The sequence below is a fragment of the Anabaena sp. UHCC 0399 genome, from assembly GCF_034931465.1.
GTDB classification, from domain to species: Bacteria; Cyanobacteriota; Cyanobacteriia; order Cyanobacteriales; family Nostocaceae; genus Trichormus; species Trichormus minutissimus.
Window position 1 is genome coordinate 59,186 of sequence record NZ_JAYGGZ010000032.1, and the last position, 16,831, is coordinate 76,016.

Here is a 16,831-nt window from a genome sequence, read left to right on the forward strand (position 1 = left end):
AGCACTCCCTATATATCTGCAATTAATCTGGCTTTACGGAGAATGAAGTGGAGGACAGTTTCTTGGCGAGAGATAATATCGGCTTGTCCTTCCATGCCTGATTTAAGTTGACATTGCCTTGCACCTCTACCAACGTAGGGGGTTTGAGGTTCAATAATGACTTCATAGCCGGCTTTGGGGGGGCTAGGTAATGAGGTATTGTTGGCAATGGGTAGGGCATCGGCGGCAATGTTTTGCACTGTGCCTTTGAGAGTGCCGTAGTCTGGATAGGGGCAAGCAGAAACCCGCATCTGGACTTGTTGGCCGGGTTTGACTTTATTAATGTCTTGAGACTGGACATTAGCTTTAATGAGTATGGGGGCATTAATGGGAGCAATTTGCGCGATCGCTTCACTCGGTTGCACTACCTGGCCGGAGTTACGCAAATTCAACTGCAACACTGTCCCCGCAATGGGTGCGCGAATTACACTCTGATTGATGTCGTTGTCAGTTTGTTGTAGTTCTTTGCGGGTTCTATCTAGTTGTGTTTGGAATTGTAGGCGTTGTTGTAGCAGTGTTTCTCTTTCTTTATTTAAAGCCGCTAAAGTAGCCTCACCTTTAGCCTGTTCTTGTTTAATTCGTTCAGATGCGACAGTAACAGGGGCATTACTGGGATTAAGGGCAGTGTTAGCTTTAACTACATTGGTTTGTGCAGTTGTTAAAGCTTGTTCTTTCTCTTCCAGGAGATTTTTAGCATTAGCTTTGGCTTGTGCTAGCTTCGCCTCAGCCGAAATCACCGCTTGCGCTTTGTCCTCTAGGAGATTTTTAGCATTAGCTTTGGCTTGTTCTAGTTTCGCCTCGGCGGAAATTACTGCTTGTTCTTTCTCTTCTAGGAGATTTTTAGCATTAGCTTTGGCTTGTTCTAGTTTGGCTTCGGCAGAAATCACTGCTTGTGCTTTCTCTTCTAGGAGATTTTTAGCATTAGCTTTGGCTTGTTCTAGCTTCGCTTCAGCCGAAATCACTGCTTGTTCTTTTTCGTCTAAAATATTTTTAGCGTTAGTTCTGGCTTGTTCTAGTTTCGCCTGTGCTGATTTTACTGCTTGTACTTTTTCCTCATATACATTACGCGCGATCGCACCTGATGCAACTACCGGACGCATTCTGTCTCGCTGTACTATAGCTAAATTCAAAGCGGCTTCGGCTTCTTGGATATTTGCTGTTAAGAGGTTTTCTCGTTGCAGGCGATCACGCTGTTCTCTAGCTAACTTTAAAGCAGTTTCGGCTTCTTGGATATTTGTTGTTAAGAGCTTTTCCCGTTGCAGGCGATCGCGTTGTGCTTTGGCTAATTCCAAGGCGGCTTCTGTTTCCCCCACTGTCGCCGTTAAGAGGTTTTCTCGTTGCAGGCGATCGCGTTGTTCTCTCGCTAACTTTAAGGCTGTTTCGGCTTCTTGGATATTTGTTGTTAAGAGCTTTTCCCGTTGCAGGCGATCGCGTTGTGCTTTGGCTAAGTCCAAGGCGGCTATCGTTTCTTGGATTGTGGCTTTCAAGAGGTTTTCGCGTTGCAGGCGATCGCGTTGTACCCTAGCTAGAGTTAAGGCGGCTTGCGCCTGTCCCATATCAGCCATAGCTGTAATTTGCTGATCTGTATAGTTGCGTTGTGTGCCACTGAGTTCAGCTTGTGCAGCGATCGCAATCCGGCTATTTAAGTTTGTCTGTGCAGCAATTTGAGTATCTATTTCTCGCAACTGAGCATCAATTTTATTGAATTGTAATTGACTCTGCTGAATGACATTTGTTAGTTGACTCTTTTGATTTTGCAGACGGGAACTATCAATATAAGCAATAGCTTCTCCAGGTGCTACTGTTTGATTTTCTGTCACAGCAATTTTTTCAATTTTGCCACTAATGAGCGACTGTACAAGCTTAATATCTCCTACAGGACGAATAGTTGCAGGTACTTTAACAGTCACGTTGTATTTCAGAACAGATGTGAGAGCAACCCCAGCTACAAAGATACTTAATACTACCCCTACACCGATACTTGTCCATTTACCAAGGTGGGGAAGAAACTCGTTCGCTTCTAGTATGGGAAGTTGCTCTGGAATCGGTTCATTTGACTGATGCCAAAAATTATTTTCTTGGCGGGGTAAAGTATTCACAGTATTGCACCTTCCATTGATAGATTTTTGAAAAAATACAGCTATGGTGGCAGGTGTTATCGCTCACTATAAAGTCCAAAACACTAGTTTTAGTTATCGAAAGACTTAATACCTATTTCCCCAGGCATAAATAACAGTGTCAACCCCAAAAATGATGCTGACATTAGCAAAAATTATGATTGATTATTGATATAATCAGCGCAGGGGAACAAGGAAACATTACCCCATCCGGTAATTAGTTTCCTTCTAGCTCTAGCGTTGGTAGCGTCTAGAGAAAATAGAGGAGAACGCTCAAACTCCCTCAAAAACCTCACTTACGTTGAGCGAGTCAATGTCACCTCCTCTCCCCCTTTTTCAATAACAGACTCAGGTTTCAATTCGTAATGCGTAATGCGTAATTCGTAATAGCCTGCGGCTTTGTCAAAAATTTGTGCGCCTGCGTAATAGCCTGCGACAAGGTTAACGCTTGCGCAATTAAGCGAATAAGATTCCATGAAAATTTTGTGTTTGTATATGTTGTCTTATTCTGACAAATTGATATTAGCTCCTAGTTTCTTCACCCCATAAAGGTAGATAGAAAATAAGAACCAACTAATTCAGCAAAGTAAACAGATTAAACCTATCCAATATCCCATCAGAGAACCAATTCTCTGTCTTTATATATCAACATTAATTAAGTAGCTTACAAGCCTTTATCAGTCTTATTTACAAGACTTTTACTATCAGCCTCATCATTTGTTATGAGGTAATATCTACAACGCAAATGATTATCTAGCCAACCTTGGTTGACTTTAACTTTGTTGCCCAACAATAAGTCTCTTAGCGTGCTAAAGAGAAAATTTTATTGCTCTTTTAGTCTCCTAGAGCATTTCTGAGCATGATGGCAACTCAAACATAGTTTTCTTTCTCAAGGAAAATCAATCTGTAATATTCAGATTGGTATAGTTATGATGAATTTCCAAAGTTTACGACGCTACTTGGGAAATTTCCAAGGATTCCCTCTGCAATGATGGAATTATTCAGAATAGCAATTGCAGATTTCTGGTAAATGGATACAAGAATAGTTTACAGATAAACACATTAACATGATTGTTAGCCTCACTTACATAATGAGGTGTATTACCACCTACGAACTTAACTATAAGCACTGTTCGCTCAGAATTCATAAACCGGAAGACAGAAATCATCCTAGTCTGTTTACTACTTTAAGTAGATGTAACGTAGAAAAATGGGAATAGGGAAGGCGAAACATCATACTTGTTACAGTCCATCCCACTGGAATTCAGCTAGTAGTAATAAGCAAAAAACCATCAAAGCACCAGTGCAGAGAAATTGCCAAGCTAATATATAAGGCAAAACGAAAATCAAGAGTAAGTGCAGTATACCTACGAAGATTAAAGCACGCGATCGCACTCCCAAAGCAGTACAGAAGTAGCCAAATGCACTCAATCCCAACCACAAGGGACACAAATTTAACAAGATGACACTCCAGCCTAAGAAAATACCCAAATCAGTTAATATCACCCCCAACAGCATGAATATCACCCAGCAATATAAAACCCAGCTAACTTGTCGCACTTTTACCCAGTAACGAGTCCAAATTACCATCACAGCTATACCAATACAGCTAAGTAATGACCACAAAGCAGCTTGTAAACTCCAACTAATCGGCAAAAACTGGGCAGTGACAAACATAGGGATAAGCAATAAACTCCAAAATATACAAGCTTGATCAATGCAAGTATAAAAAGTGGAATAAAGCTTAATTTTGCCAATTTGCCAATTAACAAACACACTTCCTTCTAATTCATGTGTATCTACATTTGTTTGTTTGCAACGTAGAGGCGGATCTGAATAATTAAAAAAGGTCATTTTTCTAAATAATTCAATTGTTAAAGTAAAAATGTTCGGTTTATTTAATATTGAAATTTAGTTATCTTTTATTCCCACTCTCTGTAGTCAGAAATTTAGTTTGTTATATTCTGCTACTAGGAAGAAAATCTGTAATTCTGTTTACAAAAAAATCGCTATGTAAAAAACCCCTAAAGAATTTTTCTCTAGAGGTATATCTTTGTGTTGACACTTTCCTAACTATCGGACTGCTATTTGATTTTTTGATAAGGCTTCTGTCCTGTCCCCTGTCCCCTATCCCCTGTCCCCTTCAATAGATTCTCTCTATGCTCAGGTATGGTAAAGATTTATTTGGATAAGTTCACAAACTTTAATACAATGGTGTTATTCACACATTAAGTATTTTTGCTCACTACCATGATGGCTGATGGATTTCCTTGGCTAACCGCGATTATTCTACTGCCACTCGTTGCTTCCTTGCTCATTCCCGTGCTGCCAGATAAAGATGGCAAGCTGGTGAGATGGTATGCCCTAGGTGTAGCGATCGCGGATTTTGTTTTGATGTGCTACACTTTTTGGCGGCATTACGATGCTAGCAGTCCGACTTTTCAACTTGCGGAGAGTTATGCCTGGATACCTCAGTTGGGCTTTAGCTGGGCTGTTTCAGTTGATGGCATCTCGATGCCGCTTGTACTGCTAGCTGGATTTGTCACAACCCTAGCGATGTTGGCTGCATGGCAGGTTGACCTGAAGCCGCGCCTGTTTTATTTCTTAATGTTGGTGCTGTATTCGGCACAAATAGGAGTATTCGTTGCCCAAGACTTACTATTGTTCTTTATTATGTGGGAAATAGAACTAGTTCCCGTATATTTACTAGTATCTATTTGGGGCGGTCAAAAACGCCGCTATGCTGCCACAAAATTCTTAATCTACACCGCAGCCGCTTCCATTTTTATTCTCATAGCTGGGCTAGCAATGGCTCTCTATGGTGATAATACAACCTTTGATATTGTAGAACTGGGTACGAAAAATTACCCCTTAGCTTTAGAATTATTACTTTACGCCGGATTATTAATTGCTTTTGGTGTCAAGCTGGCAATTTTCCCCCTACATACATGGTTGCCGGATGCCCACGGTGAAGCTTCTGCTCCCGTGTCAATGATATTGGCGGGTGTACTCTTAAAAATGGGCGGATATGGACTAATCCGCATTAATTTAGAACTTCTGCCTGATGCCCATATTTACTTTGCGCCCGTCTTAGCAACTTTGGGTGTCATCAATATTATTTACGGTGCTTTAAACTCCTTTGCCCAAACCCACATGAAACGCCGCCTCGCTTATTCCTCTGTGTCTCACATGGGATTTGTGCTGTTGGGTATCGCTTCCTTTACCGATGTGGGTGTAAGTGGTGCGATGCTGCAAATGCTGTCTCACGGTTTAATTGCATCCGTGTTGTTCTTCTTGGCTGGTGTCACTTATGACCGCACCCACTCAATGACTATGGACAATCTGGGTGGTATTGGTCAAGTTATGCCTAAAGTATTTGCCCTGTTTACCGCCGGTGCAATGGCTTCCTTAGCACTCCCTGGGATGAGTGGCTTTGTGAGTGAACTTCAGGTATTTGTCGGTGTCACCACTAGCGACATCTACAGTCCCACTTTCTGCACGGTGATGGTATTCCTCGCCGCCGTGGGAGTCATCCTCACTCCAATTTATCTGCTGTCGATGTTGAGACAGGTATTTTACGGTAGTGGTGCAGAACTCTCCTGCAACATTAATAACGCTGCTTATGAGAACAATGAGGACGAAGGAACAGCTTGTTTTGGTACAGACTGCTTACTACCTAGCCAAGCGGTATATAGAGATGCCAGCGTCAGGGAAGTTTTTATCGCCGCCTGCTTCTTGGTATTGATTATTGGTGTTGGTGTTTATCCTAAGATAGCGACTCAGATGTACGATGTGAAGACTGTGGCTATCAATACTCAGATACGTCAATCTTATACAGAAATTGCCCAAACCAATCCTGGCATATATGCGAAGGGATTTATTTCTCCCAAAATCACAGAACCTGAAGTGATGGCTGTGTCGGGAATTATCAAGTAAATCATTCTTTCAATAATATTAAGCGATCGCTCTATTGTTAGGCGATCGCTTTTTTTTCGGCCGCGTATATAACATACGATAGAACAATGGAGAAGCGATCGCCGATAGCAAGTCAAAAAATATGGCAGCAATAGTTGATATTGGCACTTTGATTGTCAGGACACCTGAAGTTTGTGGAGGTCGTCCTTGCATTGCTGGTACACGCATGACAGTTCAAAATATTGTCATGGATTCCCAAGCAGGCTTATCTGGTCAAGATTATAGTGCGAGAATATCCACACTTATCTCTAGCTCAAGTTTATGCAGCTCTTGCCTATTACTATGCTAATCAAGAGGTAATGGATCAAGAAATTGCTAATTATCAAGCCGAATTTGATGCTCTTGAAACAAACGCTACTACAATAACGCAAAAGTAACCCCTACTATTCGTTTCTCCAGGGCTAGACAACAAAGTGAAACAAATGTACTATTAGGCTAACGCCCAAGATATTGGCAAAAATTAGCATATTCACATAGATTTATGGTGAAACTTATTACCTACCCAGGGGTAAAGGCATCATGACAGACAATCAATGGCATCTTCAAGAACGTTTGCAGAAATATCCAGGTTACAGAAGTGAACACGCCACTATCTTTGCAAATCGGCAAGTGGTAGATTTTGATCCAGAGGGAGGAATTAGTGATCCTGTAGGTATTGCATACGCTATTCGGTGTAAATATTATGCTGGAGAAAAAGTCCCAGATCAAGTAGCAAAGCTTCTACAAGATGAGCAAGCTAGTAATCTGCAAGCTTTGGTTTTTGGTATTTGGGATGCGGATATGTCTCAGGGTGGTTCAGAGGTTGTAATTGAGGCCTTAGTAGCTGCCAAAGATCAGCTGACAAGTTTGCAAGCATTGTTTATTGGAGATATCCACTCTGAAGAGAGTGAAATTTCTTGGATTGTGCAGAGTAATATTAGCCCCATTTTAGAAGCTTATCCTAATTTGGAAATATTGCAAGTCCGTGGCGGTGAGCGTTTAGCTGTTAGTCCCTTCGTTGGACATGAGCAATTAAAAGCCTTAATTGTCGAAACTGGTGGACTGAGTAGTGCCACAATTAACCAGATTTGTGCCTTGAACTTGCCAAAATTACAGCATTTAGAGTTATGGCTAGGTTCAGATTGGTATGGTGGCGATTCTGCTATTGCAGACTTAAATCCCATATTAGTTGCACAGAAATTTCCGAATTTAGTTTATTTGGGACTACGGAATAGTCAATATACTGATGATATTGCAGAAGGAGTGGTGCGATCGCCTCTACTCAACAAAATCCGCATCCTCGACTTATCAATGGGAACTCTCAGTGATGCAGGTGCAGAACTGCTGCTGAAAAATCCTGTTGTGCAGCAATTAGATATTCTCAATCTGTCTGAAAACTACCTATCAGAAGAAATTATTACCTTCGTAGAAGCACAACAGGCTAATTTTCATGTTCAAGTCATGATTAATGGGCAAAGAATAGTAGACGAAGACGACGACGAACGCTACTGTGCTGTTGCTGAATAAAAGGACTTGCTAATTCATAATTCGTAATTATTGAGATTGGGGACTTTATTCTTAATCTATCTTCTCCTTGTCTCCTCTATAAAGATTTACATCGACTGACTTAATGTTTAACTTTGTCGTCATCGCCAACCTGGAAAATCGTCGGGTTGGCTTTATACAAGAAGCACTAGCACATTTTGATTTACCACCTGCAACCCTTGTGTCTTATAACAACTTGATTGCAGGTAGAGAGACGTTAGAAAAATTCAACGCACCTAATACTATTATTCGGTTTGAGTCGCCAGAGAAAAACTTTGAGGTGGAGAAAGCCATAATTTCGGCTGGTGCAGAAGTTCCAGATGCAGGTAATCAACAGCGTATTAGTGCTAAAGCTGCGGCTGATTTAGTATTTGATAAAGGACGGATTCTTTACCCGCAACAGTGGTATTTAGGCTGGCGATATTTATTACATCAATGGGAAAAGCAACTGTTATCGCCAGTGATGAATCATCCCCATGATATTAGTGTGATGTTTGATAAGCCATTGTGTTGCGATCGCTTTTCTCATCACCATATCCCAATTCCGCGTTCTTTGGGTGTAATTCACAACTATGAGCATTTAAGAGAACAGATGCAAATTCAGGGGTTGGAACGGGTATTCATCAAACTATCTCATGGTTCATCTGCCTCTGGAGTGGTTGCTTATCGTGCCAATTCCCAGAGACAATCTGCCATCACCACTGTAGAACGAGTCCGCCAAAATGGGCAAACCCAACTTTACAACTCCCGTAAAATTCGTCACTATACCAACCACGAAGAAATTACCGACATCATTAATATATTGACGGCTGAAGGCGTGCAAGTAGAAGAATGGCTTCCCAAAGCACAAATTCAAGGAGATCCGTTTGATGTGCGAGTGGTTGTCATTAACGGAGAAGCACAACACATAGTAGTCAGATTAGGCAAAAGTCCCATTACTAATCTACACCTAGGTAACGAACGGGGAAATACAGCAGAATTTTTAGCTAAAGTTGGACATGAAAACTGGGAGAAGATGAAAAAAACCTGTGAAGCCGCAGCCGCATTATTTCCTAACAGCTTATATTGCGGAATTGACTTATTAATTTTCCCAGACTTTCGCCGCCATGCCATTTTAGAAATCAACGCCTTTGGTGATTTATTACCCGGAATTTTTTGGAATGGCTTTGATACATACACAAGCGAAGTGCAAGCAGTTTTAGAGAGACAAACAAATGCTTGACATGAATCAAATCGTCGGAACGCACGACATAGTATTTATCACATTCGACACTCTCCGTTATGACGTTGCAGTTAACTTGTTAGCACAAGGACGCACCCCCAACTTAGCAGCAGTGTTACCGCAAACTGGCTGGGAAGAACGCCATTCCCCAGGAAACTTTACTTACGCAGCACATCAAGCCTTTTTCGCCGGCTTCTTACCCACACCAGTTAAACCTGGAATACACCCTAGATTATTTGCGTTGGGGTTTGAAGGTAGCACAACCACCACAGAGCAAACGTGTGTACTAGAAGGTTCTAACATTGTCAGTGGATTAGCCACCAAAGGCTATCATACAGCGTGTATAGGTGGTGTCGGCTTCTTCAACAAACGCAACCCCTTGGGAAAAGTCCTACCTTCATTCTTTGCTGAAAGTCACTGGAGTAAAGAACTTGGTGTTACAGATCCCAACTCTACAGAAAATCAGATAAAACTAGCCAAAAAAATTCTCAAAGCAACACCCCAAACCCAACGCCTATTCTTATTCATCAATATTTCCGCACTACATCAACCAAACTACTTTTATCTCCCCGACGCGAAAACAGACACCATCGCCTCCCACGCCGCCGCCTTAGAATACGTAGACAAACACCTAATCAAACTCTGGGAAGCACTAAAAAAACGCGCCGCCACCTTTTGCATCCTCAGTTCCGATCATGGCACAACCTACGGCGAAAATGGCTACACAGGCCATCGCCTCAGCCACCCCACAGTATGGACAGTTCCCTACGCACAATTCATCCTCCCCAACTAAAAATCTCTCCATATCTCTCTGCGTCTCTGCGCCTCTGCGTGAGGTAATCAAAATCCAACTCCACAAAACCAACCATCCCAAAAAATGCTCAACCAACTCCTAAAACAATCCCCCTATCAAGCCTACGTCTACTCCTACCCCCACAAAACAGCCTATCGACCCCTAAACCCACCCATCAACCTCAGTCAACTATGGACAAAACAAAATAAACAATCACTATTCCTCTACATTCACATCCCATTTTGTGAAATGCGCTGCGGATTTTGTAACCTATTTACCACAGTCACCCATAACGAAGACTTCGTTACCCAATACATCCGCACCATTCAAAGACAAGCACAACGAGTCAAAGCCGCACTAGGAAAAGCATCCTTTAGCAGATTTGCATTAGGTGGCGGGACACCAACCCAGTTACCCATACACCACCTAGAAACAATACTCAACATAGCCGAAGAAACAATGGGTGCTAACTTACAACAAATCCCCGTTTCCGTCGAGATGTCACCAGAGACAGCCGATAAAGATAAATTACAACTATTGCGCGATCGCGGCGTTGATCGAGCTAGTATTGGCGTACAAAGTTTTATTGAATCAGAAGTCTTAGCCACCCAACGCCGCCAAACCACCCCCCAAGTAGAAGCCGCACTTACAAGAATGCGCGAAGCCGGCTTTCCCACAATTAACATTGACCTAATTTACGGACTACCCGGACAAACCGTAGATACATGGTTACAATCAATACGGTCTGCATTACGCTTCCAACCAGAAGAGATTTATCTATATCCCTTATACATTCGACCCCTCACCGGTTTAGGACGTTCAGACAAAGAATGGGACGATATCCGTATATCATCTTACCGCGAAGGGCGATCGCTCCTCATCTCAGAAGGATACACCCAAATTTCCATGCGAATGTTCCAACGCATTTCTCCCCTATCTCCCGCCTCTCCCGTCTACTGCTGTCAAGCCGACGGTATGGTAGGAATAGGTTGCGGCGCACGTTCCTACACAGACACTTTGCATTATTCCAATGAATATGCTGTAGGTTCAAAAGAAGTCCGCGATATTTTGCAAGCCTATATACAAACACCCGATGAAACTTTTGACTACGCTACCTATGGCTTTCAATTAAATCTTGAAGAACAGCATCGCCGCTACATTTTATTATCTCTCTTATCTAATGAAGGTATAAATCTCACCGCCTATCAGCAAAGATTCCAAAGCAATATATATACTGATTATCCCGAATTAAAACAACTCATAGATTTGCAATTCGCCACACAACCAGAACACATATTACATTTAACCGAAAAAGGAATCGAACATTCAGACACCATAGGTGCTTGGCTATTCTCAGAACAAGTCAACCAACTAATGCAAACCTACAACCTCAAATAACCTCTTACTCCTCTCCGCGTCTCTGTGCCTGGAGCGTGCATAAATTCTCATACCCAAATTCACCCATGCACCTTAAAATTCTCTATCGCGGTTCATTAATCAGTTGCAACTATGGTTGTGAATATTGCCCTTTCGCCAAAAAACAACAATCAGCCGCAGAGTTAGCAACTGATAAACAAGAAATAGAAAGATTTATTAACTGGATTGCCCAAAATGCACAGCATGAATTTTCTATATTATTTACCCCTTGGGGAGAAGCCTTAATTCATAACTGGTATCAACAGGCATTAATAAGATTAACCCAAATGCCTCATGTTCATAAAGCCGCAATTCAAACCAATCTTTCTTGTAAATTAGATTGGGTAGAAGATTGTAATAAAGAAAAACTGGCATTATGGGCAACATTTCATTCAGAATGGGTGACGTGTAATCAATTCCTCTCGCAATGTTTAGAATTAAACCAGCGTGGCATTAATTTTAGTGCTGGCGTTGTCGGTTTTCCTCAATTCAAAGCACAGATTACTTACTTACGTCAAAACTTACCAAATCACATTTACTTATGGATTAATGCAGTTAAAAAAGAGCTACCAAATTTATCACAGGAAGACAGAGATTTTTTTCAATCTATCGACCCATTCTATGAACTAAATACTCAACATTATCCCAGTTTAGGTAAAACTTGCCGTGCTGGCAAATCATTGATTTCTGTTGATGGTAATGGGACAATCAGACGCTGCCATTTTATCAAATCACCCATTGGTAATATTTATCATCATAACTGGGAAGCTTCATTATTTGAACGTACTTGCATTAATGAAACCTGCCATTGTCATATAGGTTATGTTCACCTAGATTATTTAGAGTTAGATAAAGTATTTGGTTCTGGTATTTTAGAGCGTATTCCCCATAATTGGGATTATAGTTTATCAGACTTGTCAACAGGGGAGTCTAAATCTAAAGTTTAGAAATTAATTTATTTATAAAGTATTCACAGAAATTTGGCTGGGAAGTGCTGCTAATGTCATCACTACCCATGCGTGCTAGATTTTTACTGAATTGCTATATTGTAGATACTATGTATATACATAAATTTTTACTAAATCAAGGTTCAGGCTATGGTTGCAAATGTTGCTAAGTGGGGAAATAGTCTTGCTATTCGGATTCCCCAGAATTTAGCTAAAGAAATTCATTTAACTGAAGGCGTGGAAGTAGAACTTGCGGTCATAGATGGTAGTTTAGTAATCAAACCCATAAACCGCAAGCGATACTCACTTGATGAGCTAATTGATGCCATTACACCAGAGAATCTTCATGGTGAAATTAATAGTGGAATAGCTATAGGGAATGAAGTTTGGTGATATCAGAAAATTCTTATATTCCTAATCGAGGAGATATCATCTACTTAGATTTTGACCCTACAAAAGGACACGAACAACAAGGATATAGACCTGCTTTTCTGATTTCGCCTCGCAGATACAACGAGAAAAGTTCCTTAGCTTTATTTATGCCTATCACAAAACAGCAAAAAGGATATCCTTTTGAAGTTATTTTACAGTCTGATTTGAAAATTCAAGGTGTGATTCTTGCGGATCAGATCAAGTGTTTAGACTGGAAAGTACGCGGTGTTAAATTTATTGAGTCTGTACCAGAAAGTTTAATTGAAGAAGTGCAAGCAAAAATTGAGCCATTACTTCTGTAGATATATTTTTTATTAGCATTGTCAACAGGTGAGTCTAAGAGGTTGTTTGAAAAGTCCCCTTCTATGCCATGCTGAGGAACGTAGAGAAGCCTTCCCGTAGGGTAGCATCTCAGTATATGGGTTAAAACGCAGATTCTTTCCTACGGAACGCTACGCGTTAAGCGTTGGCGCAGCCTCTTTGACAGGATAAGCTATGCCGCAGGCTTTACCTTACAGTTCCTACGCTTCGCTCAGGACTCCAGTCAGAATGACATTTTTATACCCCTTGCAACTTTTCAAACATCCTCTAAATCCAAAGTGTAAAATATTATATCTGTTGTCAAAACTAGTACCAGAATATATCCCGTTTGTATCAAGTTGTTAGCCCTGGTTGTTGCCATAAGCGTAACTCATGTGATTAAGTAGGGAGCAAAGCTCATAATTGCTTGATTAAGTTCTGTGGAGAAATGGTATAAAAATTCCATAAGACATTGGTGACTGGGATGATAGGTCAAATTCTCGGTGGACGCTACCAAATTCTTGAACAACTTGGTCAAGGTGGCTTTGGAATTACTTTTACAGCTATTGACATCGGACGGCCGGGAAATCCTCAATGTATTGTCAAGCAATTTAAACCCATTTCCAGCAACCCATACACTTTGACAAATGCTAAAAGATTGTTTGACACCGAAGCCGAAAAGCTAGAAAGGTTAGGAAATCATGACCAAATTCCCCGGCTTTTAGCATTCTTTGAAGAAAATCAACAATTTTATATTGTACAAGAATATATAGAAGGTCACGATTTAACTCAAGAATTAATCTCCGGCCAAAAACTCAGTGAAGCGATAGTAATTAAACTTTTACAAGATATTTTAGAAGTCTTAATTTTTGTTCATCAACAGAACTTAATTCATCGGGATCTCAAACCCTCAAATATTCGCCGCCGAAAATCTGATGGCAAAATTGTTTTAATAGATTTTGGTGCAGTTAAAGAAGTTAGCACTCAGGTTGTCAATTCTCAAGGACAAACAAGTTTAACTGTTGCTGTTGGTACTCTTGGTTATATACCCAGTGAACAAACCAATGGTAAACCGACTTTCCAGAGTGATATTTATGCAGTAGGAATTATCGCCATCGAAGCTTTAACAGGAATAAATCCCTACCCTAGAGGTTTTACGACAGATTCACAAACCGGGGAAATTGTCTGGCGTACTCATGCTCAAGTTAGCTCTAAACTAGCAAATATCATTGATAAAATGGTGCGCTATGACTATCGTCAGCGTTATCACTCAGCAAATGAAGCATTGCAGGCGGTAAAAGCCTTATCTCCCAAATCTCCACCGAAAAAAGTATGGTTTGGTGTGGGGGTATTGGTATTAATTGCACTTTTAATTTTCTGGATATTTTACCAATTTAGTAACTCTAAACTTACTTTTATAACTTACGAAGGTGTTAATTCTGGTATCACAATTAAATATCCTTCAGAAAACTGGCAACTAATTAAACCTCCTAGCGGCGATTTTGAAGATGAGGTGATTAGATTTGTCCCAAAAAATCAAAATCAGCAAAATAAATGTATTTTAGAAGTTGTAATTAATACTCAGGAATTGCCTAAGAAATTATTATCTTTAGACGAATTTAAAAATGAGGCGTTAAAACAAATTCAAAGGAATAATCCCAATCAACAATTTACGGATGCTTCTCAACCATCAACAACACTATCAAAATTTCCGGCTTATAAATTAAACTATACTCGCCAAGATGGGGAATGTAAGTTACAAGCAATGGAAATTGGCACAGTCAGAAATGGTAAGGCTTACTTCATCACCTATACAGCAGAAGAGAAAGAATATAACAAGTATTTAGATGTCGTGGAGGAAATGATTAATTCATTTGAAATTAAGGTTCAATAAGTTTAGTAGTTTTCAGGCAAGGATTATGGCAACCATATCAATTTAAAATGAATATAGTATAATAAGAAATTATTGAGGTTGCCAGACGATTTGCGATCGCTTCGCCAATAAACCCGCCAATCGTTCCGCCTCGGCTAAGTCATCTTCTCGATATGGCAAACCAACGATATTGGCATGGTTTACAGAATCCTGTTCTACATCCAATCCAATTTCCCGAATACATCTAACTTCAATACTGGCGACTGCATAACACTTGCGAAACAAACCAGCACACTGTTCTGGAGAACAGGCATTTGCCAGATTGACCGAAATCCCAGGTTCTCCAGCCCGTAGGAAGTAAGCATCTGCTTTTACTCGTCCTGTATCCTCATTTATCCATTGTTTACGTAGTATTGCTCGATAAACAACTGCATCAACAGGTAATGGCTCAAACTGACTCATGCTTGCTTCAGCCACTCCAACCACTGCACTAACACAGATGATGTCACATCTGGCTCAATTGCATAATCATCTCCCAACTCATGATAAAGCGTAGCCTGTTGCGTGGCTGTAGCTGGGCAAATCAAACGGACTTCACATTCAGGTGACTGTTTGCTCCAAGTTAGTCGAATCCCACCTTGTTCATCTGTCGAAGCCGATGCTTTGGGAAAGCGATCGCCCATTATTTCATAAACATCTACGACTAATCGCATCGCCAATTTAAAAGCAGATTGACTGGGCTGCAATATTCCATACTCGTCTGTTTCATCTTCTTCTAAAAGAGCGACGAGCCGCTTCAATGTCACCGTAATATCACTACTAGAGGGTTTTGCTGATTGAGAAACGATCATATCAGACAATTAAATTAGGATATCAATAATAGCCTAACATGAGCCTGGAATGAAAAGCGAACTGTGATGGCAAGTACAAGCTGTGTTTCTTTTTATTGCTGAGTGTGTGTGATACTAAATTAACTTTAGAAATACTCTATGTACCTCTGCGCTAACCTTCGCGTTACTTTGCGTTTAAAAAAGCTAAGAACTTGTGCAAAACTTGATTAAAAAGGTTAAATTAGATTAATTGTTGGGTTTTGTTCCTCAACCCAACCTACAAAAACTAGAGCAATGAATACATTTATTCAACCAATAAATTTACAGATATCATCTGATTCCTTAAATCAAGGTGAACAGGCTATTCGTCTAGAATTAGCTTTACAGTTATATGCACAGGATATTTTTACTTTTGCTCAAGCGCGTCACTTAGCTAATTTATCTGTGTGGGAATTTCAGCAGGTTTTGGGCAAATATAAAATTGAACGTCATTACAATGAAGCAGATTTAGCCCAGGATATTGAAACTATTAATGCAGGTTTTTAGAAATTGTGACAGTTATTTGTAATGCTACACCTTTGATAAATTTTGCAGCTATTAATCGTCTAGATATCTTGAAAGCTGTATTTGGTGAAATTGTTATTCCCCAAGCTGTTTGTGATGAAACAACTGTTGCAGGATTTCCAGCTTCAGAATTTGTGTTGAAAGCGATTGTTAGTAAATGGTTGCAAGTTCGTCCAGTCTCAACCATAGCACCCAACATACCTCCAGAATTAGATGACGGTGAACGCGAAGCAATTAGTCTTGCCCTGGAAACTGGTGAAGGGAAGATTTTATTAGATGAACGTGAAGCACGTCAAGTAGCTCAATATTTAGGATTACAAGTAATTGGTACTTTAGGTATTCTCTTGTTGGCAAAAAATAGAGAAATAATTACACAAGTAAAACCAGTGTTAGATGCGATGATTAATCATGCTCAATATTGGGTGAGTCGCCCTCTTTATGAACAGATATTAAGACAAGCAAGAGAATTAGTTGAATAAGCAAAATATGTGAACTATTCCAGCAGAAAATAGTTACTGAGACAGCCGCCAAATTTTGATAGTCGCGTCCGAACTACCACTAGCTAAAGTTCTGCCATCTGGGCTAAAGGCGACTGAATTAACGAAAACAAAATCAAAAGATGATAAAGGACGCTGACCATTGAGAGTACGAATTTCTTGCCCTGTGGCGAGGTTCCAGATTTTGATAGTCTCGTCCCAACTACCACTAGCTAAAGTTCTGCCATCTGGACTAATGGAGACTGACCTAACTAAACTCATTTCTTGCACCAACCGTATTCATACGTACAAGCCAAATAAAA

At 40.4% G+C, this 16,831-nt stretch carries 18 protein-coding genes and 1 pseudogene; 13 read left to right on the plus strand and 6 right to left on the minus strand.

Features of this window, described 5'->3' with window-relative positions; genetic code table 11:
• Window positions 1-8: 8 nt before the first annotated feature.
• Together VB693_RS17600 and VB693_RS17605 are read right to left on the minus strand one after the other, a co-directional pair.
• A complete protein-coding gene (locus tag VB693_RS17600) occupies window positions 9-2,138 on the minus strand; it encodes an HlyD family efflux transporter periplasmic adaptor subunit (protein WP_323267383.1) in 2,130 nt (709 codons plus the stop codon).
• A gap of 1,260 nt (window positions 2,139-3,398) precedes the next feature.
• A complete protein-coding gene (locus tag VB693_RS17605; protein ID WP_323267384.1) occupies window positions 3,399-4,010 on the minus strand; it encodes a hypothetical protein in 612 nt (203 codons plus the stop codon).
• A gap of 396 nt (window positions 4,011-4,406) precedes the next feature.
• Between VB693_RS17605 and VB693_RS17610 the strand changes: the two genes are divergently transcribed.
• Window positions 4,407-6,092 (plus strand): NAD(P)H-quinone oxidoreductase subunit 4, encoded by a 1,686-nt coding sequence (locus tag VB693_RS17610; protein WP_323267398.1) that lies wholly within the window; start codon window positions 4,407-4,409, stop codon window positions 6,090-6,092.
• 18 nt (window positions 6,093-6,110) lie between these two features.
• Here VB693_RS17610 and VB693_RS17615 read toward each other — a convergent pair whose 3' ends face one another.
• A complete protein-coding gene (locus VB693_RS17615; protein WP_323267399.1) occupies window positions 6,111-6,299 on the minus strand; it encodes a hypothetical protein in 189 nt (62 codons plus the stop codon).
• Here VB693_RS17615 and VB693_RS17620 point away from each other — a divergent pair.
• From VB693_RS17620 to VB693_RS17665, 10 genes are all read left to right on the plus strand, one after another.
• On the plus strand, window positions 6,214-6,420 hold the full coding sequence (locus VB693_RS17620; RefSeq protein WP_323267385.1) for a DUF433 domain-containing protein: 207 nt from the start codon (window positions 6,214-6,216) through the stop codon (window positions 6,418-6,420). The genes VB693_RS17615 and VB693_RS17620 overlap by 86 nt on opposite strands.
• Window positions 6,356-6,508: a hypothetical protein gene (locus VB693_RS17625; protein ID WP_323267386.1), complete on the plus strand. Its 153-nt coding sequence runs from the start codon at window positions 6,356-6,358 to the stop codon at window positions 6,506-6,508. The genes VB693_RS17620 and VB693_RS17625 overlap by 65 nt, the downstream gene beginning before the upstream one ends.
• Window positions 6,509-6,650: 142 nt before the next feature.
• Window positions 6,651-7,637, plus strand: coding sequence for an STM4015 family protein (locus tag VB693_RS17630; RefSeq protein WP_323267387.1), 987 nt, complete (start codon window positions 6,651-6,653; stop codon window positions 7,635-7,637).
• A gap of 103 nt (window positions 7,638-7,740) precedes the next feature.
• On the plus strand, window positions 7,741-8,877 hold the full coding sequence (locus VB693_RS17635; RefSeq protein ID WP_323267388.1) for an STM4014 family protein: 1,137 nt from the start codon (window positions 7,741-7,743) through the stop codon (window positions 8,875-8,877).
• Window position 8,878: 1 nt separating this feature from the next.
• Window positions 8,879-9,670 carry an STM4013/SEN3800 family hydrolase gene (locus tag VB693_RS17640; RefSeq protein ID WP_323267389.1) on the plus strand — a complete coding sequence of 264 codons (792 nt, stop codon included), beginning with the start codon at window positions 8,879-8,881 and terminating at the stop codon, window positions 9,668-9,670.
• Between the two features lie 84 nt (window positions 9,671-9,754).
• Window positions 9,755-11,068 carry an STM4012 family radical SAM protein gene (locus VB693_RS17645; RefSeq protein WP_323267390.1) on the plus strand — a complete coding sequence of 438 codons (1,314 nt, stop codon included), beginning with the start codon at window positions 9,755-9,757 and terminating at the stop codon, window positions 11,066-11,068.
• Window positions 11,069-11,133: 65 nt separating this feature from the next.
• Entirely contained in the window at window positions 11,134-12,033 is a 900-nt protein-coding gene (locus tag VB693_RS17650) for an STM4011 family radical SAM protein (RefSeq protein ID WP_323267391.1), read from the plus strand.
• A 150-nt stretch (window positions 12,034-12,183) separates the two neighbouring features.
• The gene (locus tag VB693_RS17655; protein ID WP_190704010.1) at window positions 12,184-12,426 is read left to right on the plus strand and encodes an AbrB/MazE/SpoVT family DNA-binding domain-containing protein; all 243 of its coding nucleotides are present in this window, start codon (window positions 12,184-12,186) and stop codon (window positions 12,424-12,426) included.
• On the plus strand, window positions 12,420-12,767 hold the full coding sequence (gene mazF / locus VB693_RS17660; RefSeq protein WP_323267392.1) for an endoribonuclease MazF: 348 nt from the start codon (window positions 12,420-12,422) through the stop codon (window positions 12,765-12,767). Before VB693_RS17655 ends, mazF begins: the two co-directional genes overlap by 7 nt.
• 482 nt (window positions 12,768-13,249) lie before the next feature.
• Window positions 13,250-14,659, plus strand: coding sequence for a protein kinase domain-containing protein (locus VB693_RS17665; protein ID WP_190704015.1), 1,410 nt, complete (start codon window positions 13,250-13,252; stop codon window positions 14,657-14,659).
• 69 nt (window positions 14,660-14,728) lie between these two features.
• On the opposite strand, the gene VB693_RS17670 is transcribed toward VB693_RS17665, so the two are convergent.
• Complete coding sequence (locus VB693_RS17670; protein ID WP_323267393.1) at window positions 14,729-15,115, minus strand: hypothetical protein; 387 nt, start codon at window positions 15,113-15,115, stop codon at window positions 14,729-14,731.
• The gene (locus VB693_RS17675) at window positions 15,097-15,489 is read right to left on the minus strand and encodes a hypothetical protein (protein WP_323267394.1); all 393 of its coding nucleotides are present in this window, start codon (window positions 15,487-15,489) and stop codon (window positions 15,097-15,099) included. Before VB693_RS17675 ends, VB693_RS17670 begins: the two co-directional genes overlap by 19 nt.
• Window positions 15,490-15,762: 273 nt before the next feature.
• On the opposite strand from VB693_RS17675, the gene VB693_RS17680 reads away from it, so the two are divergent.
• Together VB693_RS17680 and VB693_RS17685 are read left to right on the plus strand one after the other, a co-directional pair.
• A complete protein-coding gene (locus VB693_RS17680) occupies window positions 15,763-16,014 on the plus strand; it encodes a UPF0175 family protein (RefSeq protein ID WP_323267395.1) in 252 nt (83 codons plus the stop codon).
• Window positions 16,015-16,019: 5 nt separating this feature from the next.
• Window positions 16,020-16,511: a DUF3368 domain-containing protein gene (locus VB693_RS17685; RefSeq protein WP_323267396.1), complete on the plus strand. Its 492-nt coding sequence runs from the start codon at window positions 16,020-16,022 to the stop codon at window positions 16,509-16,511.
• Between the two features lie 33 nt (window positions 16,512-16,544).
• Here VB693_RS17685 and VB693_RS17690 read toward each other — a convergent pair.
• Window positions 16,545-16,784 (minus strand): annotated as a pseudogene (locus VB693_RS17690) (WD40 repeat domain-containing protein); the annotation flags it as partial.
• Between the last annotated feature and the right edge of the window lie 47 nt (window positions 16,785-16,831).

What these genes read in the sequence shown, in the direction of transcription:
- VB693_RS17605 (WP_323267384.1), bottom strand. Translation starts at nt 4,010, where the DNA reads ATGACCTTTTTTAATTATTCAGATCCGCCTCTACGTTGCAAACAAACA.
- VB693_RS17610 (WP_323267398.1), top strand. Translation starts at nt 4,407, where the DNA reads ATGATGGCTGATGGATTTCCTTGGCTAACCGCGATTATTCTACTGCCA.
- VB693_RS17620 (WP_323267385.1), top strand. Translation starts at nt 6,214, where the DNA reads ATGGCAGCAATAGTTGATATTGGCACTTTGATTGTCAGGACACCTGAA.
- VB693_RS17615 (WP_323267399.1), bottom strand. Translation starts at nt 6,299, where the DNA reads ATGCGTGTACCAGCAATGCAAGGACGACCTCCACAAACTTCAGGTGTC.
- VB693_RS17630 (WP_323267387.1), top strand. Translation starts at nt 6,651, where the DNA reads ATGACAGACAATCAATGGCATCTTCAAGAACGTTTGCAGAAATATCCA.
- VB693_RS17635 (WP_323267388.1), top strand. Translation starts at nt 7,741, where the DNA reads ATGTTTAACTTTGTCGTCATCGCCAACCTGGAAAATCGTCGGGTTGGC.
- VB693_RS17640 (WP_323267389.1), top strand. Translation starts at nt 8,879, where the DNA reads ATGAATCAAATCGTCGGAACGCACGACATAGTATTTATCACATTCGAC.
- VB693_RS17645 (WP_323267390.1), top strand. Translation starts at nt 9,755, where the DNA reads ATGCTCAACCAACTCCTAAAACAATCCCCCTATCAAGCCTACGTCTAC.
- VB693_RS17650 (WP_323267391.1), top strand. Translation starts at nt 11,134, where the DNA reads ATGCACCTTAAAATTCTCTATCGCGGTTCATTAATCAGTTGCAACTAT.
- VB693_RS17655 (WP_190704010.1), top strand. Translation starts at nt 12,184, where the DNA reads ATGGTTGCAAATGTTGCTAAGTGGGGAAATAGTCTTGCTATTCGGATT.
- VB693_RS17665 (WP_190704015.1), top strand. Translation starts at nt 13,250, where the DNA reads ATGATAGGTCAAATTCTCGGTGGACGCTACCAAATTCTTGAACAACTT.
- VB693_RS17675 (WP_323267394.1), bottom strand. Translation starts at nt 15,489, where the DNA reads ATGATCGTTTCTCAATCAGCAAAACCCTCTAGTAGTGATATTACGGTG.
- VB693_RS17680 (WP_323267395.1), top strand. Translation starts at nt 15,763, where the DNA reads ATGAATACATTTATTCAACCAATAAATTTACAGATATCATCTGATTCC.